The organism is Azospirillum isscasi (assembly GCF_030849505.1).
Lineage (GTDB): Bacteria > Pseudomonadota > Alphaproteobacteria > Azospirillales > Azospirillaceae > Azospirillum > Azospirillum isscasi.
In genome coordinates this window covers 12425-34393 of the sequence record NZ_JAUJFI010000037.1, presented here as the reverse complement: position 1 = coordinate 34393, position 21969 = coordinate 12425, and the positions used below count along the sequence as shown (strand labels likewise).

The 21969-nt window shown below is 66.9% G+C and carries 25 protein-coding genes; 18 read left to right on the top strand and 7 right to left on the bottom strand.

Annotation, left to right across the window (positions count from 1 at the left end; all coding sequences use genetic code 11):
* Positions 1-5: 5 nt before the first annotated feature.
* The 5 genes from QSG27_RS10290 to QSG27_RS10270 all read left to right on the top strand — a co-directional run bounded on the left by QSG27_RS10290 (position 6) and on the right by QSG27_RS10270 (position 3848).
* Positions 6-1157, top strand: coding sequence for a cysteine desulfurase family protein (locus QSG27_RS10290; protein WP_306705773.1), 1152 nt, complete (start codon positions 6-8; stop codon positions 1155-1157).
* A gap of 38 nt (positions 1158-1195) precedes the next feature.
* The gene (gene nifT, locus QSG27_RS10285; RefSeq protein ID WP_094307453.1) at positions 1196-1405 is read left to right on the top strand and encodes a putative nitrogen fixation protein NifT; all 210 of its coding nucleotides are present in this window, start codon (positions 1196-1198) and stop codon (positions 1403-1405) included.
* A gap of 5 nt (positions 1406-1410) precedes the next feature.
* Positions 1411-1695: a hypothetical protein gene (locus tag QSG27_RS10280; RefSeq protein WP_306705770.1), complete on the top strand. Its 285-nt coding sequence runs from the start codon at positions 1411-1413 to the stop codon at positions 1693-1695.
* 14 nt (positions 1696-1709) lie between these two features.
* A complete protein-coding gene (locus tag QSG27_RS10275; RefSeq protein ID WP_306705768.1) occupies positions 1710-2891 on the top strand; it encodes a DegT/DnrJ/EryC1/StrS family aminotransferase in 1182 nt (393 codons plus the stop codon).
* Between the two features lie 87 nt (positions 2892-2978).
* Complete coding sequence (locus tag QSG27_RS10270) at positions 2979-3848, top strand: SIR2 family protein (protein ID WP_306705766.1); 870 nt, start codon at positions 2979-2981, stop codon at positions 3846-3848.
* Between the two features lie 44 nt (positions 3849-3892).
* Here the strand turns inward: QSG27_RS10270 and QSG27_RS10265 are convergent, their stop codons facing one another.
* The 5 genes from QSG27_RS10265 to QSG27_RS10245 all read right to left on the bottom strand — a co-directional run bounded on the left by QSG27_RS10265 (position 3893) and on the right by QSG27_RS10245 (position 7757).
* On the bottom strand, positions 3893-4519 hold the full coding sequence (locus tag QSG27_RS10265; RefSeq protein ID WP_306705764.1) for an FMN-dependent NADH-azoreductase: 627 nt from the start codon (positions 4517-4519) through the stop codon (positions 3893-3895).
* Between the two features lie 149 nt (positions 4520-4668).
* Positions 4669-5436, bottom strand: coding sequence for a class II glutamine amidotransferase (locus tag QSG27_RS10260; protein ID WP_306705762.1), 768 nt, complete (start codon positions 5434-5436; stop codon positions 4669-4671).
* Between the two features lie 75 nt (positions 5437-5511).
* Positions 5512-5940, bottom strand: a complete 429-nt coding sequence (locus tag QSG27_RS10255; RefSeq protein ID WP_306705760.1) for an ArsC/Spx/MgsR family protein — start codon at positions 5938-5940, stop codon at positions 5512-5514.
* Positions 5941-5948: 8 nt separating this feature from the next.
* Positions 5949-6842 (bottom strand): ADP-ribosyl-[dinitrogen reductase] hydrolase, encoded by an 894-nt coding sequence (gene draG, locus QSG27_RS10250; RefSeq protein ID WP_306705758.1) that lies wholly within the window; start codon positions 6840-6842, stop codon positions 5949-5951.
* 27 nt (positions 6843-6869) lie between these two features.
* On the bottom strand, positions 6870-7757 hold the full coding sequence (locus tag QSG27_RS10245) for an NAD(+)--dinitrogen-reductase ADP-D-ribosyltransferase (protein ID WP_306705756.1): 888 nt from the start codon (positions 7755-7757) through the stop codon (positions 6870-6872).
* A 342-nt stretch (positions 7758-8099) separates the two neighbouring features.
* Between QSG27_RS10245 and QSG27_RS10240 the strand changes: the two genes are divergently transcribed.
* The 4 genes from QSG27_RS10240 (at position 8100) to nifK (ending at position 13663) form a co-directional block, all read left to right on the top strand.
* Complete coding sequence (locus tag QSG27_RS10240; RefSeq protein WP_306705754.1) at positions 8100-9338, top strand: hypothetical protein; 1239 nt, start codon at positions 8100-8102, stop codon at positions 9336-9338.
* Between the two features lie 272 nt (positions 9339-9610).
* Positions 9611-10492, top strand: coding sequence for a nitrogenase iron protein (gene nifH, locus QSG27_RS10235; RefSeq protein WP_038528978.1), 882 nt, complete (start codon positions 9611-9613; stop codon positions 10490-10492).
* A gap of 140 nt (positions 10493-10632) precedes the next feature.
* On the top strand, positions 10633-12072 hold the full coding sequence (gene nifD, locus QSG27_RS10230) for a nitrogenase molybdenum-iron protein alpha chain (RefSeq protein ID WP_149468960.1): 1440 nt from the start codon (positions 10633-10635) through the stop codon (positions 12070-12072).
* A 31-nt stretch (positions 12073-12103) separates the two neighbouring features.
* Positions 12104-13663: a nitrogenase molybdenum-iron protein subunit beta gene (gene nifK / locus QSG27_RS10225; protein ID WP_306705748.1), complete on the top strand. Its 1560-nt coding sequence runs from the start codon at positions 12104-12106 to the stop codon at positions 13661-13663.
* Positions 13664-13774: 111 nt separating this feature from the next.
* Here the strand turns inward: nifK and QSG27_RS10220 are convergent, their stop codons facing one another.
* Complete coding sequence (locus QSG27_RS10220) at positions 13775-14344, bottom strand: hypothetical protein (RefSeq protein ID WP_306705746.1); 570 nt, start codon at positions 14342-14344, stop codon at positions 13775-13777.
* Positions 14345-14623: 279 nt separating this feature from the next.
* On the opposite strand from QSG27_RS10220, the gene nifE reads away from it, so the two are divergent.
* The 8 genes from nifE to QSG27_RS10180 all read left to right on the top strand — a co-directional run bounded on the left by nifE (position 14624) and on the right by QSG27_RS10180 (position 20777).
* Positions 14624-16027 (top strand): nitrogenase iron-molybdenum cofactor biosynthesis protein NifE, encoded by a 1404-nt coding sequence (nifE, locus tag QSG27_RS10215; RefSeq protein ID WP_306705744.1) that lies wholly within the window; start codon positions 14624-14626, stop codon positions 16025-16027.
* Positions 16028-16032: 5 nt separating this feature from the next.
* Positions 16033-17436, top strand: a complete 1404-nt coding sequence (gene nifN, locus QSG27_RS10210) for a nitrogenase iron-molybdenum cofactor biosynthesis protein NifN (RefSeq protein WP_306705742.1) — start codon at positions 16033-16035, stop codon at positions 17434-17436.
* 47 nt (positions 17437-17483) lie between these two features.
* Positions 17484-17885 carry a nitrogen fixation protein NifX gene (gene nifX / locus QSG27_RS10205; RefSeq protein ID WP_306705740.1) on the top strand — a complete coding sequence of 134 codons (402 nt, stop codon included), beginning with the start codon at positions 17484-17486 and terminating at the stop codon, positions 17883-17885.
* A 4-nt stretch (positions 17886-17889) separates the two neighbouring features.
* Positions 17890-18354 carry a NifX-associated nitrogen fixation protein gene (locus QSG27_RS10200; RefSeq protein WP_306705738.1) on the top strand — a complete coding sequence of 155 codons (465 nt, stop codon included), beginning with the start codon at positions 17890-17892 and terminating at the stop codon, positions 18352-18354.
* Between the two features lie 10 nt (positions 18355-18364).
* Entirely contained in the window at positions 18365-18571 is a 207-nt protein-coding gene (locus QSG27_RS10195; RefSeq protein WP_149468954.1) for a CCE_0567 family metalloprotein, read from the top strand.
* 167 nt (positions 18572-18738) lie between these two features.
* On the top strand, positions 18739-19032 hold the full coding sequence (gene fdxB, locus QSG27_RS10190; RefSeq protein ID WP_306705735.1) for a ferredoxin III, nif-specific: 294 nt from the start codon (positions 18739-18741) through the stop codon (positions 19030-19032).
* A 29-nt stretch (positions 19033-19061) separates the two neighbouring features.
* A complete protein-coding gene (locus QSG27_RS10185; protein WP_306705733.1) occupies positions 19062-19667 on the top strand; it encodes a nitrogen fixation protein NifQ in 606 nt (201 codons plus the stop codon).
* 114 nt (positions 19668-19781) lie between these two features.
* Positions 19782-20777: a hypothetical protein gene (locus QSG27_RS10180; RefSeq protein WP_306705732.1), complete on the top strand. Its 996-nt coding sequence runs from the start codon at positions 19782-19784 to the stop codon at positions 20775-20777.
* Here the strand turns inward: QSG27_RS10180 and QSG27_RS10175 are convergent.
* Positions 20771-21280 (bottom strand): hypothetical protein, encoded by a 510-nt coding sequence (locus tag QSG27_RS10175; protein ID WP_306705730.1) that lies wholly within the window; start codon positions 21278-21280, stop codon positions 20771-20773. The genes QSG27_RS10180 and QSG27_RS10175 overlap by 7 nt on opposite strands.
* Positions 21281-21575: 295 nt before the next feature.
* Between QSG27_RS10175 and QSG27_RS10170 the strand changes: the two genes are divergently transcribed.
* Positions 21576-21956 carry a HesB/IscA family protein gene (locus tag QSG27_RS10170; RefSeq protein ID WP_306705728.1) on the top strand — a complete coding sequence of 127 codons (381 nt, stop codon included), beginning with the start codon at positions 21576-21578 and terminating at the stop codon, positions 21954-21956.
* The last annotated feature ends 13 nt before the right edge of the window (positions 21957-21969 follow it).

The window sequence follows — 21969 nt, the reverse complement described above, 5'->3', positions numbered from 1 at the left end:
GACTCATGATCTATCTCGACAACAACGCGACGACCCCGCTGGCGCCCGAGGTGCGGGAGGCGATGCTGCCGCACCTGTCCGGGGAGTTCGGCAACCCCTCCAGCCCGCACGCCGCCGGCATGGCGGCCAAACGGGCGGTGGGCGAGGCGCGCGCCCGGGTGGCGGCGCTGGTCGGTGCGAAGAGCGCCGAGATCCTCTTCACCGCCAGCGCGACGGAGGCCAACCACACCGCCCTGCTCGGCACGCTGCGCGCCGTCGCGGCGGAGCGTCCGGAGCGCCGCCACCTCGTCACCACGGCGGTGGAGCATCCCTCCACCCTGCTGCTGGCCGGGGATCTGGAGCGGCAGGGCTGGCGGGTCACCGTCCTGCCGGTGGACGGCACCGGCACCATCGCGCTCTCCGACCTGCGCGACGCGGTGACGGCGGAGACGGCGCTGGTTTCCGTGATGTGGGCGAACAACGAGACCGGGGCGATCCAGCCGGTCGGCGCCGCCGCCGACATCGCCCAGGCGCGCGGCGCGCTGTTCCACACCGACGCGGTGCAGGCCGCCGGGCGGCTGCCCATCCGGGTGGACGCGGTGAACGCCGACCTGCTGACCCTGTCCGCCCACAAGATGCACGGGCCGAAGGGCGCCGGCGCCCTCTTCATCCGCAAGGGCGTGCCCTTCGCCCCGCTGATCCACGGCCATCAGGAGCGCCACCGCCGCGGCGGGACGGAGAATGTGCCGGCCATCGTCGGCTTCGGCGTCGCCGCCGACCGCGCCGCCGCCACGGTGGCGGAGGCCGGCGGCATGGCGATCCTGCGCGACCGGCTGGAGCGTGGCGTGCTCGCCGCATGGCCGGGCAGCCGCGTCAACGGCGAGGGGGCCACCCGCCTGTCCAACACCAGCAACATCCGCTTCGCCGACCCGCAGGGCCGCCCGGTGGATGCGGAGGAACTGCTGATGCGGCTCGACCGCGCCGGCATCGCCGTCTCCATGGGGGCGGCCTGTGCGACGGGCGGCAACGAGCCGAGCCACGTCCTGACCGCCATGGGCCTGTCCCCGGCGGAGGCCGCGGCCAGCCTGCGCTTCTCCCTCGGCCGCTTCAGCACGGCGGCGGAGGTGGAGTCGGTCCTGAACGAGTTCCCCGCGCTCTACGCGCGGATCACGGCCTGACAGAACAACAGCCAAACACACGACGACTGGAGAGTGACATGAAGGTGATGCTGCGCAAGGCCGGTGAGCAATACACGATCTACGTCGCCAAGAAGGACCTGGAAGAGCCCATCGTGGAGATGGAGAAGCCGGGCGTGTGGGGCGGCTGGGTCAAGGTCGCCAACGGCTGGACGCTGGACATGCCCGAGATGCCGGCGGACACCCGCCTGCCCATCACCGTCGAGGCCAAGAAGCGCGGCGCGGAGTGACGGCCATGGCCCTGACCCCGGAACGGATCGATTTCATCGCCGCTTTGGCCGGCAAGCTCTTCGCGGACGGCATCCGGCTCGACGACGTCGTCCGCGCCGTGCGCGAGGCGAACCCGGACCTGTCCAACGTCACCGGGGCGCACGCCGCGGTGATGGCGGAGGACGCCTTCCGGGAGGAGGCCGGTTTCAACCTCTACCTCGTGGACGGCAGCAACCATTGCTGGCTCATCACCAACAAGCCGGAGACGGCGACCGGCGTGGTGATCGCGCAGCGGGACGAGGACGATTGAATGAGGATGGCGGAATGACGATGCCCGAAGACGATGCGGACGGCGAACCCGGCGACTACATCCCGCTGATCGACCCGGACATTTCGGAGGCCGAGCTGGCGGTGGTCAGCCGCATCCTGACCTCCGGCAGCCTCGGCGACGGGCGGATGACGGAGGGATTCGAGAACGCCTTCGCCGCGTATCTCGGCCGCGCCCACGCGGTGGCGGTTTCCAGCGGCACCATCGCCACCCTGATGGTTCTGAAAGCCTACGGCATCGGCCCCGGGGACGAGGTTCTCTGCTCCCCCTTCGGCTGGCATCAGGTGCAGCACGCCATTGCGTTGGCCGGGGCGGAGCCGGTCTTCGTGGACATCGACTACTGGCAGCACACCATCAACCCGGCCAAGGCCGAGGCGAAGATCACGCCGCGCACCAAGGCCATCCTGGCCGGAAACGTCAACGGCCACCCCGCCCATTGGGACGAGCTGCGCACGCTCGCCACGGACAAGGGGCTGATCCTGATCGAGGATTCGACGGAAGCGATCGGCTCCTCCTACAAGGGGCGGCTGGTCGGCAGCTTCGGCGACTGCGCGATTTTCGACTTTTCCGAACCCGGCGTTCTGGTGACCGGCGAAGGCGGGATGATCGTCACCGACGACCGCAACCTCGCCCACCAGCTCCGCTACCTGCGCCGCCGCGAGATGGAACACCGCAACACGGTGGTCATCACCCGCACCATCCCCTTCCAGGCGGGGATGAGCAACCTGACCGCGGCGCTCGGCCTCGTCCAGTTGAAGCGCCTGCCGGAGATCCTGGCGAAGCGCCGGGCGGTGGTCGGCTTCTACGAGGCGGCCATGGCCTCCTTCGAAGGCATCAAGCCGCCCTACAAGGGGCCGGGCGCCGACGACGTGCATCCCATGGTCTACGCCGTGCACCTGGGCACCCGCTTCACGGCGTCGGGGCGCAAGGCGGTGCTGGAGGATCTGTCCACGCACGACGTGGAGGCGTCCGACTACGGGCAGGCGCTCTACACCCAGCAATATTACCAGGAGCGCGGCGCCAGCCGGGCCGACTGCCCGGTCTGCCAGAAGACGGTGGACCGTGTGCTGGCCCTGCCGCTGCACCACAAGGTCACCGCCGACGAGGTGCAGTTCATCGTGGACACGCTGAAGGACGCCACCGTCAACACCGGGGCGGGCGCGGCGATCTATTTGTGAAACGCGCCCCTTTCCAACTGAAATCCCCTCCCCTGCGCAGCGGGGGAGGGTCAGGGAGGGGGCAAACGCAAGCCGAACGGGGTTAGCATGACCGACACCGCCGTCATCGACAGCACGGACACCCTCATCGCGGAGATCGCCACGGCGCTGAAGGCGCGGGGCGTGGTGCCCTATCTCGGGCCGGGCGCCTTCGCGCTGCTGCCGGAGGCCGACTGCCCCATCCCGCGCAATTCGCTGGAACTGGCCCGGCGGCTGAACGCCAAGGTCGCCGCACCGGGCCGCATCCGCAGCCAACTGACCGCGGTCGCCCAGTTCATCGAATCGCGGCGTCACCGCAAGACGCTCGACAACATCCTGAACGAGATCTTCAAACGCGAGGTGCCGGCCACGCCGGTGCACACTTGGCTGGCCACCCTGCCCGCCCCGCCGATGATCGTCGATGTCTGGTACGACAACGCGCTGGAAAGCCTGCTGACCGCCGATGCGGGGCGGAGCTGGGGGCAGATCCAGGGCCTGTCCCACCCGCAGGGCGTCGGCGAATGGGTGAAATACTACGCCCCCGGCGGCGCGGAGGTGGAGGCCGCCGCGGCGTCCGGCTGGGAGACCCTGCTCTACAAGCCATCCGGCAGCGCGGCCCCGGCGGGGAACTACCTGATTTCCGACAGCGACTTTGTCGAGATCCTGACGGAAATCGACATCCAGACGCCGATCCCCGCCGTCGTGCAGGAACGCCGGGCGGGGAAGAACTTCCTCTATCTCGGCTGCCGCTTCGATCAGGAGATCCAGCGCACCTTCGCCCGCCAGATCGCCAAGCGGTCGTCCGACAAGCACTGGGCGGTCATCGAGGGCGAGCTGTCGAGGAACGAGGCCCGCTTCCTGGAGCTTCACAACATCACCCGCCTCGACCTGCCTCTGGACGAGGCGATCCGGCGGATCGCGGAAGCGATGGGGGCGTGACGAAAAGCCCCTCTCCCCAGGGGGGAGAGGGGCCAGTCAACCCTTTACGCCGCGACCGGAACGGCCAGGGCGTCGATTTCCTGCTGGGCGGCGGCCAGCGCCCTGGCGCGGGCGTCCGGACCCATGCCGATGCCCTCGGCCCGGATCACCGTCACGTCGGTGACGCCCATGAAGCCCAGCACCGTGCGCAGGAAGGATTCCTGGTGGTCCAGCGCGCTCATCGCGGCGTTGGTGGAGTAGACGCCGCCGCGGGTGGAGGCGATGTAGACCTTCTTGCCGCCGGCCAGACCGACCGGCCCCTTCTCGGTGTAGCGGAAGGTGCGGCCCGCCTGGGCGATGCGGTCGATCCAGGCCTTGAGCTGCGTCGGGACCGAGAAATTGTACATCGGGGCGCCGATCACCACCACGTCGGCGGCCAGGAACTCGTCCACCAGAGCGTCGGTCAGGGCCAGCTCCTCCTGCTGGCGGGCGGACAGGCCCTCCAGGTTGCGGAACTTCACGACCTGGAGCAGCTCGCCCGTCAGGTGGTCCGGCGGGGCGACGGTCAGGTCGCGGTAGGAGACCTCGGCGTCCGGCGTCGCCTGGCGCAGCGCCTCGACGATGGAGGCGGTGAGCTGGCGCGAAACGGAGGCGTCGGCCAGCGGGCTGGAGTCGATGTGGAGAAGCTTCATGGTCATTCCGTCCTGTCCGGGAAGCGGGGCGCCGGTGCGGCGCCGTCATCGCTTCGGTGTGTTTCGGACGTGACCATAAGCCCGCTTACGCCGTTCGATTGAGCCCCGATTTCGCCAATCTTCGTTGCGCGGATTGGAACAATCGCCGGTCAACGCACCAGATTTCCGCCGCGGAACACGACCATCTCGCCGCTCTTCATGACGGTCCAGTTCTCATCGCGGGTCAGGGGGCGGGTGGCGACGACGGTCACCACGTCGTCGGGCGTCGTCTCCTTGGCGAAATCGACGCTCATGTCCTCGTCGATCAGCGTCGCCGGGCCGAAGGGGGCCTTGCGCGTCAGCCAGGCGAGGTTGGTCGCGCAGTGGCACCACAGATACCGCCCGTCGCTGAGCAGCATGTTGAAGACGCCCAGCTTGCCGAGGTCGGTGGCGAGGTCGCGGATCAGCCGCATCAGGGCGGCGCTGTTCTTCGGCGGCTCCGGATACTGCATGCGGATCTGGTCGAGCAGCCAGCAGAAGGCGTGCTCGCTGTCGGTGGAACCCACCGGCGCGTAGAAGGTCAGCGTCCGGTCCTTGATGCCCTTGAGCTGGCCGTTGTGGGCGAAGGTCCAGACGCGGCCCCACAGCTCCCGCGTGAAGGGGTGGGTGTTTTCCAGCGCCACCCGCCCGCGGTTGGCCCGCCGGATGTGGGAAATCACCACGCAGGACTTGATGGAATAGCTGCTGACCAGCCGCGCGATCTCCGACTCGCAGCTCGGCGCGGGGTCGTGGAAGGTGCGGCAGCCCTTCCCCTCGTAGAAGGCGATGCCCCAGCCGTCGCGGTGCGGGCCGGTCTGCCCGCCGCGGCGCATCAGGCCGCGAAAGCTGAAGCAGATGTCCGTGGGCACGTTGGCGCTCATGCCCAGGAGTTCGCACATGGATCGGCCCCCATCGAAGGTATGTCGGGTTTCAAACAGGACGGGGGCAAACCTACGACAGTCGGGGTTGTCCCGTCACCCCTTTGCGGGTGGTGGGCAGGGCGGCATGCCGGCGCGGGCGCAGCCTTCCAGCTTGCCTTCGGGGGCTCCGGCGGCCAGCCCGATCCAGGCGTCCACCCGCTCCGCCTCGAAGCCGCAGTCGCGGCGGTCGCCGACCTGCATCAGCGGGCGGCGGATCAGCAGCGGCGTCTTCAGCATCAGCGCCAGGGCGGCGGATTCGTCCAGCGCGTCCGGATCGACCTCCCCGTTCTTCACCGCGGGGGCGGCGCGGTTGAACCACTCGGCCACCGGGCGCTCGCCGAAGAAGGGGCGCAGCGTTTCCACCGTCCAGGGTTCGGACAGCAGGTCGCGGGCGTGGACGGTGTGTCCGGCCTCGGCCAGCAGCGCCTTCTGGCGGTTGTTGCCGGCGCAGCCGGGCTTTTCGAAGAAGATCACGTCGGCCATGGTCGGGGTCACCCCTGCTTGAGCGCCGGGGAGCGGGCGAGCAGCCCGTCCACCTGGGCGCAGATTTCGTCATAGACCTCGCGGTCGAGCTTGCGCAGCCAGCGCGGGGGGATGCTCTCCACCCCATAGGTGGCGCCGGCCAGCATGCCGGCGATGGCGCCGGTGGTGTCGGCGTCGCCGCCCTGGTTGACGGTCTCGACGACGCAGGATTCCACGGAATCGGTCTGGAAATAGTAGTGCATCACCGTCTGCATCGTATCGACGATGTAGGCGGTGGACAGGCCCCGGTAGGGCTGGAACTTGAACTGCCGGTGCTTCGCGATGAGCTTGTTCGATTCGTCACGCACGTCGAGCACGCCGCCGCCCAGCACCAGACGCCGCACCATGTGGCCCAGCGTCAGGGTCGCCGCATCGGACAGGACGTTGCAATGGGTGATGTGCGCCTGTTCCACCGTCCAGCGCTCGAAGGCCGCGTCGTCGCCCAGAGTCGCCAGGGCAACCGGCAGGTTGCGCATCGCCGCGCCGTTGCCGGCGTGGTACTCGCTCTCCGGCTCCGACAGGGTGCCGTGCATGATGAAGCGGCGGATGCCGCGCCGTGTCGTGTCCCCGACATCGACGGGAACGCCCTTCAGCCACACGGCGAACTCCTCCGCGGCGCGGCGGGCGTCCCACTCCGGGCCGGACAGGATGGCGCGGCCGAGGTGGAGCGACATCTCCGTGTCGTCGGTCACCTGACCGGCGGGCAGCTTCAGCCAGCCGCCGCCCTTGATGTGCTTGTGGACGCCGTACTGGTGGGCGATCTCGCCCTTTGTCAGAAACTCGACGGTGGCGCCCAGCGCGTCGCCGCAGGCAAGCCCGAGATAGGCGCCCAGCGCGCGTGAACGGATGGAATGTTGGGTCATGGGCCGGATCTGTCCCGCGATCGGTTGTCAGAGAAGCGACACCCCCACCCTGTAGTCCCCGCCGACCACCAGATACTCGCCCTCCCCCTTGAAGGGGTAGCGGGGCAGGATGTCGCGGAAGAAGACCACCTTGGTGAGCGGCACCCAGGTTTCGAGGATGTAGTCCCCGAACTGGCCGGCGATGTCGCGCTCGATGGAAAAGGAGCTGAGGTTGTTGAGTCGCAGGACCGCCGTGCGCTTGTCGGGGCGCGCGACGATGTGGTGCTCCTCGAAATCGTTGACGCCGCGGTAGAGCCGGATGTGGCTGGCGCGCGACGGCATCGGCGCGTCCGGCCAGCCGCGGCGCATCCACCACTGGCAATATTCGTACAGCAGGTCGAGCTGAAGGTTGATGTTGTTGTTGTGGAAGCGGGAGGAGACCTTCTCCTCGCCGTAGAGCCTCCAGGCATCGGAGGCGAAGCGGAGGATCGGCTCCTTGTGGTAGGTGGGCAGCAGGCCGAAGCGGCTCTCCACCCAGCCCTTCAGCACCGCCCCTTCGGCGTTGTTGCTGTCGAACAGCCACCCTTTCAAAAGGCGCAGGTAGCTGGCGCGGTAGCGCCGCCGCCCGTCCGCGCCCTCGGCGCCGGAAAAGTCCGGGTTCAGCCCGAAGGTGCGGGCCATGTAGTGCTGGAAGATGTCGGCGGCGATCAGGCTGGTCGGGCTTTCGTCCAGCGCCTCGAACAGCGCCGCGTGTTCGCTGCGGGTGGCGCCGATGCGCAGGCGCCGCGGCTCGTCGTTGAACGACTCCGCGCTCAGCGTTTCCGCCGGAATGTTCAGCAGGTTGGTGCGATGCGCCTTCAGCGCGAGCGGCGAATCCGGATCGACCGGCCGCCCCCGTGCATCCCTCAACCCGCCGCTCGCCGAACCGTCCGCCATCGCGTCCCCAAATCCACAATTATTTCATGGATACCGCGAACCGGCGCGTCCGCCAAGGGGCCGCGTCATCGCAGGGGGCACCGGCTCACCCGCCCTGAATTTCGAAATCCGAAACAAATCCGGCGAAGAGACGAAACAACTTTCGGGTTACTCCAAATATCTGAAAAATATCCGTTTGAACGCATGGTCAGGCGACACCATAGTTGATCGAAGAGGACTCAGCGCACCGCAAGACGAGGCAAGGCCATGTGGCCGATGAAGCGAAAGGAAAAGGAGACGCGCAACCGGGCGGCACAGCCCCCGCGCGTTCTTCTTCCTTCCGCCGTCTCGGAAAAGATGCCGATGCGCGGCGCCGCGGCACCGGCACCGCTGCGCGGCGCGAAGGAAGCCCGCGACGCGGTGACGCTCGCCCGTCTGCTGCGCGGGACGCTCACCCCCCTGCGCGGCGACGAGGTGCTGGCCCTGCTGGAGCCGCACCGCCCACGCCTGGTGCCCAAGCCGATCAATCCGCTGGCCGCCATGCTGGGCCAGCCGCAGGGCCGCCTGCTGGAGGCGCTGCTGCGCCCCACCGCGCCGATCATCCTGGACGTGCTGCTTCCCCGCCTGCGCGACCATCTGATCGACCGCATCGTCCACAACAAGGGCTCCGCCGAGGACGGGCTCCCCAGCGCGCTGGAGGTGGCCGGCGCCCTGCGTGCCCTGGTGGCCCTGCTGCGCGGGGCCGGGCGGGGGGCCGTGCTGTCGGTGGTGTCGGCCATCGAGGCGGACGCCCGCGCCGACGCCGACCGGCTGGTCCGCGGCGAAACGCCGAACACGAGCGCGAACGACGATCCGGCCAACGCCACGTCCAACGTGATGGACGGTCTCGCCCACGCCCTGCTGCGTTTCGAGGCCCGGCGGCTGATGCTGGAGGCGCTGGGCGCCACCGTCGCGCTGCGCGATGTCGTCTATCAGTCGCGCCGCCTCACCCGCCACGCCCTGCGCCGCGCGGCGGAGGCGATGGACGGCTTCGGCGCCGACCGCGGCATCAAGGCGCTGCACGCCAGCCTCGCCACGCTGGCCTCGGTGGACGGGCTGCTCGTCGTCGCGCTGCGGAATTTGGACGACCAGGAGGAGCACCGGGAGGAGGCCAACGCCTTCGTCGAACCCGCCGACCGCAAGGCGATGAACGATTGCCTGTCCGCGGCGTGGCGGCTTTCCGACACCTTGTTCGATCTCGTCGGAAAGGCCGCAAACGGCGGCGACCTGGACGAACTGCTGTTCGAGGCGCTGCTGCGCCAGCTCCGTTCCCTGCACCAGTTCTGCACCGACCTGGACCATGCCGGGCGCCCGCCGGTCCTCGACACGCTGGAGCGCCGTCTGGCCGAACGCATCCGCGCGCTGGCGGGCCTCTCCGGGGAACGGCTGGTCGGCACCATCCTGGCCCGCCCCGCCGACCCGGCCAAGGCGCGCCGCCTGCTCGCCCGCGGCCAGTCGCTGGCCCAGCTTCTCTATGACATGGGCCAGGACGGGGACGAGTTGGAAGCGCTGGCGCTGCGCCTCGTCGTCGCCCGCGACGCGCTGAACCACGCCGCCGGCTGAACCGCCCGGACGGCCTCCGCCGCCATTCCCTTTCGCCATCCCCGTTTGCATTGCGAGAGACCCGACAAAATGTCGGGGTTTGTCGGGTATGTCACAGGCCCGACAAAGGGGACCGCGCCCGTCCTTGATCTGATTTTCCATTCAATTTCAATGACTTGAAATTTTTTCGCAAACTGGCACGGGGCATGCAGATAGAGGGTCGAAGCGGCCGCTGGGCTGGCCGCCCCGGAATTGAAGACACCCTGTAGACCCAAGCAAAGGAGTAATCTCCCATGTCTTTGCGCCAGATTGCGTTCTACGGTAAGGGCGGTATCGGCAAGTCCACCACCTCCCAGAACACCCTGGCCGCGCTGGTCGAGCTGGATCAGAAGATCCTGATCGTCGGCTGCGATCCGAAGGCCGACTCGACCCGTCTGATCCTCCACGCCAAGGCGCAGGACACCGTGCTGCACCTCGCCGCCGAAGCCGGCTCGGTCGAGGACCTGGAGCTCGAGGACGTTCTGAAGATCGGCTACAAGGGCATCAAGTGCGTCGAGTCCGGCGGTCCGGAGCCGGGGGTCGGCTGCGCCGGCCGCGGCGTGATCACCTCGATCAACTTCCTGGAAGAGAACGGCGCGTACGACGACGTGGACTACGTCTCCTACGACGTGCTGGGCGACGTGGTGTGCGGCGGCTTCGCCATGCCCATCCGCGAGAACAAGGCCCAGGAAATCTACATCGTCATGTCCGGTGAGATGATGGCGCTCTACGCCGCCAACAACATCGCCAAGGGCATTCTGAAGTACGCCCACAGCGGCGGCGTGCGCCTCGGCGGCCTGATCTGCAACGAGCGCCAGACCGACAAGGAAATCGACCTCGCCTCCGCCCTGGCCGGCCGCCTCGGCACCCAGCTCATCCACTTCGTGCCGCGCGACAACATCGTGCAGCACGCCGAGCTGCGCCGCATGACCGTCATCGAATACGCTCCGGACAGCCAGCAGGCCCAGGAATACCGCCAGCTCGCCAACAAGGTCCACGCGAACAAGGGCAAGGGCACCATCCCGACCCCGATCACGATGGAAGAGCTGGAAGAGATGCTGATGGACTTCGGCATCATGAAGTCGGAGGAGCAGCAGCTCGCCGAGCTCCAGGCCAAGGAAGCCGCCAAGGCCTGACGACTGGGTCCCCCACGGGGCGCAGTTCTGAACTGGCCCCCTCCCCAGCCCACCTCGACCATGTGCGCGGGGTGGGAGAGAGGGGGCTCGGTCCCGCGCTGCAGTAGCGCGGATAATGAGTGCAGCAGGAGACTGGCACCATGAGCCTGTCCGTGAACGAAGGCGTCGACGTCAAGGGTCTCGTCGACAAGGTTCTCGAAGCGTATCCCGACAAGTCGCGCAAGCGCCGCGCCAAGCACCTGAACGTGCTGGAGGCCGAGGCCAAGGACTGCGGCGTCAAGTCGAACATCAAGTCGATCCCGGGTGTGATGACCATCCGTGGTTGCGCCTACGCCGGTTCGAAGGGCGTGGTGTGGGGTCCGATCAAGGACATGATCCACATCTCCCACGGCCCGGTCGGCTGCGGCTACTACTCCTGGTCCGGCCGCCGCAACTACTACGTCGGCGACACCGGCGTGGACAGCTGGGGCACGATGCACTTCACCACCGACTTCCAGGAGAAGGACATCGTCTTCGGCGGCGACAAGAAGCTGCACCAGGCGATCGCCGAGATCAACGACCTGTTCCCGCTCGTCAACGGCATCTCGATCCAGTCGGAATGCCCGATCGGCCTGATCGGCGACGACATCGAGGCGGTCGCCCGCGCCAAGGCGGAAGAGCTGGGCAAGCCGGTCGTTCCGGTCCGCTGCGAAGGCTTCCGCGGCGTCTCCCAGTCGCTGGGCCACCACATCGCCAACGACGTCATCCGCGACTGGATCTTCGAGAAGACCGAGCCGAAGGAAGGCTTCGTCTCCACCCCGTACGACGTCACCATCATCGGTGACTACAACATCGGTGGCGACGCCTGGGCCAGCCGCATCCTGCTGGAAGAGATCGGCCTGCGCGTGATCGCCCAGTGGTCGGGCGACGGCACGCTCGCCGAGCTGGAGAACACGCCGAAGGCGAAGGTGAACCTCATCCACTGCTACCGCTCGATGAACTACATCGCGCGCCACATGGAAGAGAAGTTCGGTATTCCGTGGATGGAGTACAACTTCTTCGGCCCGTCGCAGATCGCCGAGTCCCTGCGCAAGATCGCCGCTCTCTTCGACGACAAGATCAAGGAGAACGCGGAGAAGGTCATCGCCAAGTACCAGCCGATGGTCGACGCCGTGATTGCCAAGTACAAGCCGCGGCTTGAGGGCAAGAAGGTCATGATCTACGTCGGCGGCCTGCGTCCGCGCCACGTTGTCGATGCCTACCATGACCTGGGCATGGAGATCGTCGGCACGGGTTACGAATTCGCCCACAACGACGACTATCAGCGCACCCCGCACTATGTGAAGGAAGGCACGCTGATCTACGACGACGTCACCGCGTTCGAACTGGAGAAGTTCGTCGAGGCGATCCGTCCCGATCTCGTCGCCTCGGGCATCAAGGAAAAGTACGTCTTCCAGAAGATGGGCCTGCCCTTCCGCCAGATGCACTCCTGGGATTACTCGGGTCCGTATCACGGCTACGACGGGTTCGCGATCTTCGCCCGCGACATGGATCTGGCCATCAACAACCCCGTCTGGGGCATCATGAAGGCTCCGTTCTAATAGCGGCCTCTGGAAGATAGGAGTATTGAACATGTCCCACCCCGTTTCCCAGAGCGCCGACAAGGTCATCGACCACTTTACGCTCTTCCGTCAGCCTGAATACAAGGAGCTGTTCGAGCGTAAGAAAACCGAGTTCGAGTACGGCCACTCCGACGAAGAGGTCGCCCGGGTTTCCGCGTGGACCAAGACGGAAGAGTACAAGGAAAAGAACTTCGCCCGTGAGGCGATCGTCATCAACCCGACGAAGGCCTGCCAGCCGATCGGCGCGATGTTCGCGGCCCAGGGCTTCGAGGGCACCCTGCCCTTCGTCCATGGTTCGCAGGGCTGCGTGGCCTACTACCGCACGCACCTCACCCGCCACTTCAAGGAGCCGAACTCCGCGGTCTCCTCGTCGATGACGGAAGACGCGGCGGTGTTCGGCGGCCTGAACAACATGATCGACGGCCTGGCCAACGCCTATTCGCTGTACAAGCCGAAGATGATCGCCGTGCTGACGACCTGCATGGCCGAAGTCATCGGCGACGACCTGTCCGGCTTCATCAACAACGCGAAGAACAAGGAAAGCGTCCCGCAGGACTTCCCGGTTCCCTTCGCCCACACCCCGGCCTTCGTCGGCAGCCACATCGTCGGCTACGACAACATGATCAAGGGTGTTCTGACCTACTTCTGGGGCACGTCGGAGAACTTCGACACCCCGAAGAACGAGACGATCAACCTGATCCCGGGCTTCGACGGCTATGCGGTCGGCAACAACCGCGAGCTGAAGCGCATCGCCGGCCTGTTCGGCATCGAGATGACCATCCTGTCGGACGTGTCGGACAACTTCGACACCCCCGCGGACGGCGAGTACCGCATGTATGACGGCGGCACCCCGCTGGAGGCCACCAAGCAGGCCGTCCACGCCAAGGCCACCATCTCCATGCAGGAATACTGCACCCCGCAGTCCCTGCAGTTCATCAAGGAGAAGGGCCAGCAGGTCGCCAAGTTCAACTACCCGCTGGGCGTCGCGGCCACCGACGAGCTTCTCCTGAAGCTGGCGGAGCTGTCCGGCAAGGCCGTCCCGGCCGAGCTGAAGCTGGAGCGCGGCCGTCTGGTCGACGCCATCGCCGACAGCCACACCCACCTGCACGGCAAGCGCTTCGCCGTGTACGGCGACCCGGACTTCTGCCTGGGCATGTCGAAGTTCCTGATGGAGCTGGGTGCCGAGCCGGTGCACATCCTGTCCACCTCGGGCTCGAAGAAGTGGGAGAAGCAGGTCCAGAAGGTGCTCGACGCCTCGCCGTTCGGCAAGTCCGGCAAGGCCTACGGCGGCAAGGACCTCTGGCACCTGCGCTCGCTGCTGTTCACCGACACGGTCGACTACATCATCGGCAACAGCTACGGCAAATATCTGGAGCGCGACACCAAGATCCCGCTCATCCGCCTGACCTACCCGATCTTCGACCGCCACCACCATCACCGTTACCCGACCTGGGGCTACCAGGGCGCTCTGAACGTGCTGGTGCGCATCCTGGATCGGATCTTCGAGGACATGGACGCGAACACGAACATCGTGGGCGAGACCGACTACTCCTTCGATCTGGTCCGTTGATTTCCCCGGCCGGCGCGGGGTCTCCATCCCCCCGCCCGGCCGCTTCCCCGGAAAGCCGGAGTCCGCCGCAAGGTGGGCTCCGGTTTTTCATTCAGGCCGGGAAAACGGGGTTCAGGAAAAGACGTCCCCGATGCCGGTGCCGGGCACGCCGGGAAGGCTGGTCCACGCATCGCTGTCCGGCGTCGCCTGCACCATGTAGGCCCAATGGGTCATGCCGACGGCGTTCGTGCCGCTGGTCATCTGCATGAGAAAGGCCCAGGCGCCCCGATAGCGCGTCAGGCGGCCATAGCCGGTCGTCAGCGGGTCCGTGCCGGTGCCCACCCCCGACGAGCCGCCGTCCTCGTCGCTCGGGCTGAAGCTCAGGAGCACGTCGCCGTCCGGCGTGACGGAGCCGAACACCGTGAGGTACTTGAAGTCCCCGCCGTCGATGCTGATCGCCGCGCGCCCCGTCAGATAGCCGCCATCGAAGCCCTCGAACCACCACAGGGTCTGGTCCTGCACCGTCTCGATGGTGGTTTCGCGGAAATTCTTCAGGCGAAGCGCCGGCAAGCACACCTCCGGCACATACCAGTAGGTGCCCGCAAGCCACGACCACCGCTGGTCATCCAACGCGATCGCCGAATCCACGCCGTCAGGGCTGGTTTCCGCCGCGCCGGCCTCCTGGCCGGATTGTCTGCTCATCACGAACCTCCTGTTTCGCCACGACAGGTTTTTTATCCGATTTGCTTGGCTTCAAGATTATCAATCTTACTTGCAAAAACACTTATTTGGAGAGTCCCAAAGGGAAAACACCCGCCAGCCTCCCTCTGTGCGACACCCGACACGCCGGGCGGCCATTGTCAGCAATCGCACACAGGCCATGCACCGGACAAATTCCAATAATTCAAAGAGTTAACACGAACCGATCGATTGGCACGCACCATGCATTCCCCTTCTGGCCAGCCATGAGGAGGCAAGGTCATGCTCCAGGAAAAGCTCCAGGACGTCTTCAACGAGCCGGGTTGCGCCACCAACCAGACCAAATCGGAGAAGGAGCGCAAGAAGGGCTGCTCCAAGGCTCTGAAGCCGGGGGCCGCCGCCGGGGGCTGCGCCTATGACGGCGCGATGATCGCGCTTCAGCCGATCGCCGACGCCGCCCACCTCGTGCACGGGCCGATCGCCTGCCTCGGCAACTCCTGGGACAACCGCGGCACCAAATCGTCGGGTTCGCAGCTCTACCGCACCGGCTTCACCACCGACATGTCGGAACTCGACATCATCCACGGCGGCGAGAAGAAACTCTACAAGGCCATCAAGGAGATCGTGCAGCAGTACGATCCGCCGGCGGTCTTCGTCTACCAGACCTGCGTACCGGCGATGATCGGCGACGACATCGAGGCGGTCTGCAAGTTCGCCGCGAAGAAGCTCGGCAAGCCGGTGATCCCGGTGATGGCGCCGGGCTTCGTCGGGTCGAAGAACCTGGGCAACAAGCTGGCCGGCGAGACGCTGCTCGACCACGTCATCGGCACGGTGGAGCCGGAAGTCACGACCCCGACCGACATCTGCATCGTCGGCGAATACAATCTGGCCGGCGAACTGTGGCTGGTGAAGCCGCTGCTCGACGAGATCGGCATCCGCATCCTGTCCTGCATCTCCGGCGACGGGCGCTACAACGAGGTGGCGCAGGCGCACCGGGCGCGGCTGACCATGGTGGTCTGCTCCCAGGCGCTGGTGAATGTCGGGCGCAAGATGCAGGAGCGCTGGGGCATCCCCTATTTCGAAGGCTCCTTCTACGGCGTGTCGGACATGTCGGACACGCTGCGCACCATGGCCCGCCTGCTGGTGGAGCGCGGCGCCGACAAGGCGATCATCGACCGCACCGAAGGCGTCATCGCCCGCGAGGAAAGCCGCGTCTGGCGGCGTCTGGAACCCTACAAGCCGCGCTTCGACGGCAAGCGCGTCCTGCTGTTCACCGGCGGCGTGAAGAGCTGGTCGATGGTCACCGCGCTGGAAGGCGCCGGGCTGACCATCGTCGGCACCTCCACCAAGAAGTCCACCAAGGAGGACAAGGAGCGCATCAAGAAGATGAAGGGCGAGGAATTCCACCAGTGGGACGACCTGAAGCCCCGCGACATCTACAAGATGCTGCGCGACAGCGAGGCCGACATCATGATGTCCGGCGGCCGGTCGCAGTTCATCGCGCTGAAGGCCAAGGTTCCCTGGCTCGACCTGAACCAGGAGCGCCACACCCCCTACGCGGGCTATGACGGCATCGTCAACCTGTGTGAGGAAATCGACAAAACCCTGTCCAACCCGATCTGGCGGCAGGTGCGCCTCGCCGCTCCCTGGGAATCCAAGCCGGACGCCAAGCCGGTGGAGGCGTGACCGCCATGGGGACCATCCAGCGCTTCCCCCACTCCGCCAAGGCGGCCTCCACCAACCCGCTGAAGATGAGCCAGCCGCTGGGCGCGGCGCTCGCCTTCCTCGGGGTGGACCGCTGCATGCCGCTGTTCCACGGGAGCCAGGGCTGCACCGCCTTCGGGCTGGTCCTCCTGGTCCGCCATTTCCGCGAGGCCATCCCGCTCCAGACCACCGCGATGGATCAGGTGTCCACGATCCTCGGCGGCTACGACAATCTGGAACAGGCCGTCCGCACCATCCACGAGCGCAACGCCCCCGCCCTGATCGGCGTCGCCACCACCGGCGTGACCGAGACCAAGGGCGAGGACATGGCCGGGCAGTATTCGCTGTTCCGCCAGCGCAACCCGGCGCTGTCCGGCCTGAAGCTGGTCTTCGCCAACACCCCCGACTTCTCCGGCGGCTTCGAGGACGGCTTCTCCGCCGCGGTGACCGGCATCGTCGAGGAGGTGGTCCAGCCCGCGGACTTCACCGTAAAGGGCCAGATCAACGTGCTGGCCGGCTGCCACCTGTCGCCCGGCGACGTGGAGGAACTGCGCGACATCATAGAGGGCTTCGGCCTGTCGCCCATCTTTCTGCCCGACCTGTCGCTGTCGATGTCGGGCCGCCAGCCGGACGATTTCACGGCGACCTCGCTGGGCGGCGTGACGGTGGAGCGGATCGCCGCCATGGGCGCATCGGAAGCCACGCTGGTGATCGGCGAGCACATGCGCGTCGCCGCCGCCGCGCTGGAGTTGAAGACCGACGTGCGCAGCCTCTTCTTCGACCGGCTGACCGGGCTGGAGGCGTCGGACCGCCTCGTCCGCACCCTGTCGGAGTTGTCGGGCCGCCCGGTGCCGGCGAAGCTGCGGCGCCAGCGCGAGACGCTGGTGGACGCCATGCTGGACGGGCATTTCTTCTTCAGCCGCAAGCGGATCGCCGTGGCGCTGGAGCCGGACCTGCTCTACGCCGTGACCGGCTTCCTGTCGGACATGGGGGCGGAGGTCATCGCCGCCGTCTCCCCCACCCAGACCGCCGTCCTGGAGAAGCTGAAGGCCGCGACGGTCATGGTCGGCGACCATTCCGACGTGGAGACGCTGGCCCGCGACGCCGACCTGATCGTGTCCAATTCGCACGGGCGGCAGGGGGCGGCGCGCATCGGCGTGCCGCTGCACCGCATGGGCCTGCCCATGTTCGACCGCCTGGGCGCCGGGCTGAAGGTCCATGTCGGCTACCGCGGCACCCGCGAGCTTCTGTTCGAGATCGGCAACCTGTTCCTGTCCCGCGAGATGGACCACGACGCGCATGGCCACGGCCATGGAGGTCACGGTCATGGGGACGGGCATGAACACGGCCAGCACTGCGGGAGCGGGTCATGCGGATGCAGCGCCGGCTGAGTGTGGTGGGCCAGGCCGAGGAAGGCCGGCCCCGCAAAGGAGGGTACATGAAGGTCGCTTTCTGCACCCAGGACATGCAGCACGTCGATGCGCATTTCGGCTGGGCCAAGAACATCGTGATCTATGAGGTGGACAAGGCCGGCTACACGATGGTCGAGACCTGCCAGTTCGGCGGTTCGATGTTCGAGGACGGCAACGAGGACAAGCTGGTCCCGAAGCTGGACGCGCTGGCCGACTGCGCCATCGTCTACCTGTCGGCCATCGGCGCCTCCGCCGCCGCCCGCGTGGTGGCGAAGAAGATCCACCCCGTGAAGGTGGAGGCCACCGACAGCATCACCACCCTGCTCGACCGTCTGGTCGAAACCATCAACGGCAACCCGCCGCCCTGGCTGCGCAAGGCCCTGAACGCCGGCCAGCCGCAGGAGCTGGCCTTCGACGAGGAGGATTGAGAGCATGACCGACACCGCCGTGGCCGCCGGGAGCGATCTCGCCGAGGCTTTCCTGAAGACGCTGGTCATGCTGTTCCGCGCCGAAGACAGCTACGGCGCCTGGGAAGGCAAGAGCGACGAGACGATCCTCGCCCCCTTCATCCTGGACAAGGAAGCCCGCGCCGCCATCCCGATCATGGGCGATCCGGACCCCGACACGCTGTGGCGGCTGGAGCTGTTCTACAAGGCCGTGGGCATCACGGTCGAAAAGCAAACCGGCCTGATCGCCTCCCCCATCATGAAGATGAGCCACGAGGGCTTCGGCCGCATGGTGTTGACCACGGGCCGGCTGGTCGTCGTGTCCAAGCATCTGCGCGACGTCCACCGCTTCGGCTTCCCGTCGCTGGAGAAGCTGGCCGCCGACGGCGCGAAGATCGTGGGAGAGGCCGTGGCGCTGATCCGCAAATACCCCGACGTCGCCGATCTGTGAGGTTTCCGACATGTCCGACATCGACGCCCTGAAGGACGAGGTCAAGAAGCTGAACGCCCGCGCGACCCAGAAGAAGATGGACCTGCACGACCTGTCGGAGGAGCTGCCGCAGAACTGGCAGTCGATCCTCCAGGTCGCCCAGGAAACCTACGACGCCTACAGGACCCTGACCGAGAAGCGCGCCGAGCTGAAGGCGCTGGAGAAGGCGTCCGCCTGAACAAACCTTGCCCCTCCCTAACCCTCCCCCGCTATCGCAGGGGAGGGGATGGCCGCCGCTTCGCAGAAGGCACCCTCCCCTGCGATAGCGGGGGAAGGCCGGGGTGGGGCAACGGCAGCGCCCATACCCCACCAAACGACACACCAAGCCCGATTGAGGAGCAGACGATGGCTGAGTTCGTGACCGGCACCACCCGCGGCGGCGCCGCCTGGACGCCGAAGTTCGTGGAAAACATCGACCAGAAGATGTGCATCGGCTGCGGCCGTTGCTTCAAGGTCTGTGGCCGCGACGTGCTGGAGCTGATCGGCATCACCGAGGACGGCGACATCGTGGACGCCTTCGACGACGAGGCCGAGAAGAAGGTCATGAGCGTCAAGAACGCCGGCAACTGCATCGGCTGCGAGAGCTGCGGCAAGGTCTGCTCGAAGAGCTGCATCACCCACTTGCCCAAGGCGGCCTGACGCCCGCCCGCCCCCGGAGGATGGACGCCATGGGCATCCTGCACACCGCCCCGCCGGGGGCGGGCGACGCCACGCTGCTGTACCGCTGGCTGACCGACCGCCAGGGACGCTGCAATGTCTTCGACGCGCATCTGTTCGCCTGCGTCCTGGCCCGCCGCTGGCCGGCAGGTCCGGGGGCGCTGGGTCTCGACGATCCGGCGCTGACCCATCTCCTCGGAAAATACTTTCCCGGCGCCTTCGACCCCGGTGCCTTCGAAGAGGGCATGCCGGTTCCCGATTGCTCCCCCACCCCCCTGCCCCCGCTTCTTCGGAGCGAGGCGGACGACATCGCCGCCCTCCTGCTGGCCCACCGCTCGCTGGGCATCGAGGAGGAGGAATGGCTCGCCGCGATCATCGCGCGGGCCATGCTGGACGGCGGCGAGCTGTGGCGGGATTTGGGGCTGGCCGGACCGAGCCACCTCGCGGCGCTGATGGAGCGCCATTTCGAATCGCTGGCCCTGCTGAACGCGACCGGCACCCGGTGGAAGGTCTTCCTCTACCGCCTCCTCTGCGCACGGGACGGGCTGATCCCCTGCGGCGCCCCGGTCTGCCGCGACTGCGGCGCGGAAGCCGTGTGCTTCGGCGCCGGAGACTGACGCCGAAGGCGTTCACCGGAACCCGTGACAAAATCGCCCAAGACAACCATAGGATAAGTTGTCATTCTGAACCCTGCGATGAACGGTTGAGCGGCGAACCGCGGAGGGTCTGGAATGAATGTGTCCGATACCACGTCCATATCCTCGCCCTTGGCCGGTTCGTTCGGAACGTCCAGGTCTTCCGCAACCGCCAAGACCCAGGCGGTGTCCGGCGGGCGGGCGGCCACGGAAGACAGCGTGTCGCTCAGCGAACTGGGAAAGTCGCTGCGCGGCGAGTCCCTCGCCGCGTTCGAAGCCCTGTCGGACAAGCAGCGCTCCCAACTGGTCAGCCTCGTCGACAGCGGCAAGATCTCCGGCGAAGAGGTTCACGACGCCCTGACGCAACGGCTTAAACAGGCCCGCAGCAGCGCCGTGGCCGCAACCGCGCGCATGTTCAACAACGACCATGCCACCCTGCTCCGGAACGACGCCACCAGCGCCGACGACCTGCGCAACGCGCTCGGCAGCACGCTCACGCAACGCTCCTCCCTGATGGATAAGCTGGCCTCGGCGATGAGCGAGGGCGATCTGGCCGCCACCTCGGACACCCTGGCGGCGCGCAGCCTCAATCCTCTTCTGTCGGCGGACCGTTCCGGCATGAGCCGCCTGGTCATGCCGGGCTTCTTCGGAATGGATTTCACCGACTCCCGCCTGAACTACACCAGGAAGGAAGGCGATGCGGCCTACAAGCTGAAGTCGCTGGGCGTCGATTTCGACGGCATCGACAACGCGCTGCGCGGTATTGGCGAGAAGGACGCCGCCGCCATCCTGGCGGAGCGCGCCGGCCTGCCCTCTTCCCGCAAGGTGGCGAAGAATTCGGAATTCTCCCTGGAGGATGCCGTCTTCAAGCCGTTAACCGCCGGTTCCGGCCAAGCCGCCGAACCGTCGTTCGAAGGTCAGGCCGATCGGTTGCGCGCCTTCTTCCAGAACGCAATCTCCCCCGGCGGCGGCGTGCAGCGGGTGGACATTCCCCCGGAATTTTCGACGTCCGCCCTGCGCGCCGCAGCGGTGGGCGGGGCACAGGCCAACGTCGATCGCGATTACGTACGGGGCCTTCTGCCCCGCTACTGACCACCGGCCGCGCCGTCCAACCCCTTCGCCAGCGCGGCGATGACGCCGTAGCCGACCTGATCCTGCGGGTCGATCTCCGCCAGCTTGCCGAGGATCGCCGTCGCCTCCTCCACCCGTTCACTGCGCAGGCTGATGAAGGCCAGCGCCTTCAGGGTGAAGAGGGTGAAGCGCGGCGCGCCCTCCGTCGTCCAGTCCGTGCTGTCCGCGCGCAGGCTCCGCCAATCGCCGGCATAGCCGCCTTCGCGCGCCGCCGCGTCCAGCCCGATCATCGCCACCCGCTCCGCGTCCGTGAAGCGCTTGCGGTTGAAGTAGAATTTGTAGAGCGCGTAGAAGACCGGCAGCACGCGCGGCCCCAGCCGGTGCGCTTCCCACAGCAGGGCTTCGCAGGCCGCGGCGTCGGGGCGCGCCTTCACCGCCGCCTGAAGTTTTTCGTCGATGTGTTCGGGCACGTCGCCGAAGGCCATGCGCCCGTTGGACATCCGCAGTTCGACCGGCCGGTCCATCGCCTGTCCCCATCTGTAGTTGTCAGGCCGTTGTTGTGCGCCATTGTGCGCCCGACCGACGATCCTGTATGGGCCGCCCGCGCCCTTCCGAAAAGCCCATAAACAAATTGTGCGTCCTTTCGTCGCAGGATGTCGCAAACCCGACATGGGTCCGACCCGACAATTGTCGGGAAGGCGTCAGCCCATCGATCCGACAATCACGAAAAATCAATTACTTATGAATTGGCACGCCGCTTGCTGTCACTGTTGGCGAGATCGGTCGGCATGCCCGACGGAGCATTTGGAGGCGGCAGACATGGTGACCCTGACGGATGCGGCGGTGAACACCCTGGAGCGCGTGCTGGCGAAGTCCGGCGGCGCTGCGGCCGGCCTGCGCATCGCGGTGGCCGACGGCGGCTGCGCCGGCATGAAGTACCAGATGGGGCTGGAGGCCGCGGCAGGCGAGGAAGACGCCGTGCTGACCTTCGGCCCGGTGACGATCTTCGTCGATCCGACCAGCCAGCCCTTCCTGACCGGCGTGGTGGTCGATTTCGTCGAAGGGGTCGAGGGCGCGGGCTTCAAGTTCGACAACCCGAACGCGGGAAGCACCTGCGGCTGCGGCAAGTCCTTCTCGGCGGGTCCGGGGGGAAGCTGCTCCTCCGCGCCGTCGGCGGGCGGCTGCGGCACCGCTCACTAACTCCGAACACACT

Bases quoted from the DNA above. Each gene is read 5' to 3' on its own strand.
- draG (WP_306705758.1), bottom strand. From the start codon at position 6,842: ATGACCCAACATTCCATCCGTTCACGCGCGCTGGGCGCCTATCTCGGG.
- QSG27_RS10175 (WP_306705730.1), bottom strand. From the start codon at position 21,280: ATGGACCGGCCGGTCGAACTGCGGATGTCCAACGGGCGCATGGCCTTC.
- QSG27_RS10270 (WP_306705766.1), top strand. From the start codon at position 2,979: ATGACCGACACCGCCGTCATCGACAGCACGGACACCCTCATCGCGGAG.
- nifT (WP_094307453.1), top strand. From the start codon at position 1,196: ATGAAGGTGATGCTGCGCAAGGCCGGTGAGCAATACACGATCTACGTC.
- nifX (WP_306705740.1), top strand. From the start codon at position 17,484: ATGAAGGTCGCTTTCTGCACCCAGGACATGCAGCACGTCGATGCGCAT.
- QSG27_RS10180 (WP_306705732.1), top strand. From the start codon at position 19,782: ATGAATGTGTCCGATACCACGTCCATATCCTCGCCCTTGGCCGGTTCG.
- QSG27_RS10255 (WP_306705760.1), bottom strand. From the start codon at position 5,940: ATGGCCGACGTGATCTTCTTCGAAAAGCCCGGCTGCGCCGGCAACAAC.
- QSG27_RS10245 (WP_306705756.1), bottom strand. From the start codon at position 7,757: ATGGCGGACGGTTCGGCGAGCGGCGGGTTGAGGGATGCACGGGGGCGG.
- QSG27_RS10200 (WP_306705738.1), top strand. From the start codon at position 17,890: ATGACCGACACCGCCGTGGCCGCCGGGAGCGATCTCGCCGAGGCTTTC.
- QSG27_RS10260 (WP_306705762.1), bottom strand. From the start codon at position 5,436: ATGTGCGAACTCCTGGGCATGAGCGCCAACGTGCCCACGGACATCTGC.
- nifK (WP_306705748.1), top strand. From the start codon at position 12,104: ATGTCCCACCCCGTTTCCCAGAGCGCCGACAAGGTCATCGACCACTTT.
- QSG27_RS10290 (WP_306705773.1), top strand. From the start codon at position 6: ATGATCTATCTCGACAACAACGCGACGACCCCGCTGGCGCCCGAGGTG.
- QSG27_RS10280 (WP_306705770.1), top strand. From the start codon at position 1,411: ATGGCCCTGACCCCGGAACGGATCGATTTCATCGCCGCTTTGGCCGGC.
- QSG27_RS10265 (WP_306705764.1), bottom strand. From the start codon at position 4,519: ATGAAGCTTCTCCACATCGACTCCAGCCCGCTGGCCGACGCCTCCGTT.
- QSG27_RS10170 (WP_306705728.1), top strand. From the start codon at position 21,576: ATGGTGACCCTGACGGATGCGGCGGTGAACACCCTGGAGCGCGTGCTG.
- QSG27_RS10275 (WP_306705768.1), top strand. From the start codon at position 1,710: ATGACGATGCCCGAAGACGATGCGGACGGCGAACCCGGCGACTACATC.
- fdxB (WP_306705735.1), top strand. From the start codon at position 18,739: ATGGCTGAGTTCGTGACCGGCACCACCCGCGGCGGCGCCGCCTGGACG.
- nifN (WP_306705742.1), top strand. From the start codon at position 16,033: ATGGGGACCATCCAGCGCTTCCCCCACTCCGCCAAGGCGGCCTCCACC.
- nifE (WP_306705744.1), top strand. From the start codon at position 14,624: ATGCTCCAGGAAAAGCTCCAGGACGTCTTCAACGAGCCGGGTTGCGCC.
- QSG27_RS10240 (WP_306705754.1), top strand. From the start codon at position 8,100: ATGCGCGGCGCCGCGGCACCGGCACCGCTGCGCGGCGCGAAGGAAGCC.
- QSG27_RS10195 (WP_149468954.1), top strand. From the start codon at position 18,365: ATGTCCGACATCGACGCCCTGAAGGACGAGGTCAAGAAGCTGAACGCC.
- QSG27_RS10185 (WP_306705733.1), top strand. From the start codon at position 19,062: ATGGGCATCCTGCACACCGCCCCGCCGGGGGCGGGCGACGCCACGCTG.
- QSG27_RS10220 (WP_306705746.1), bottom strand. From the start codon at position 14,344: ATGAGCAGACAATCCGGCCAGGAGGCCGGCGCGGCGGAAACCAGCCCT.
- nifH (WP_038528978.1), top strand. From the start codon at position 9,611: ATGTCTTTGCGCCAGATTGCGTTCTACGGTAAGGGCGGTATCGGCAAG.
- nifD (WP_149468960.1), top strand. From the start codon at position 10,633: ATGAGCCTGTCCGTGAACGAAGGCGTCGACGTCAAGGGTCTCGTCGAC.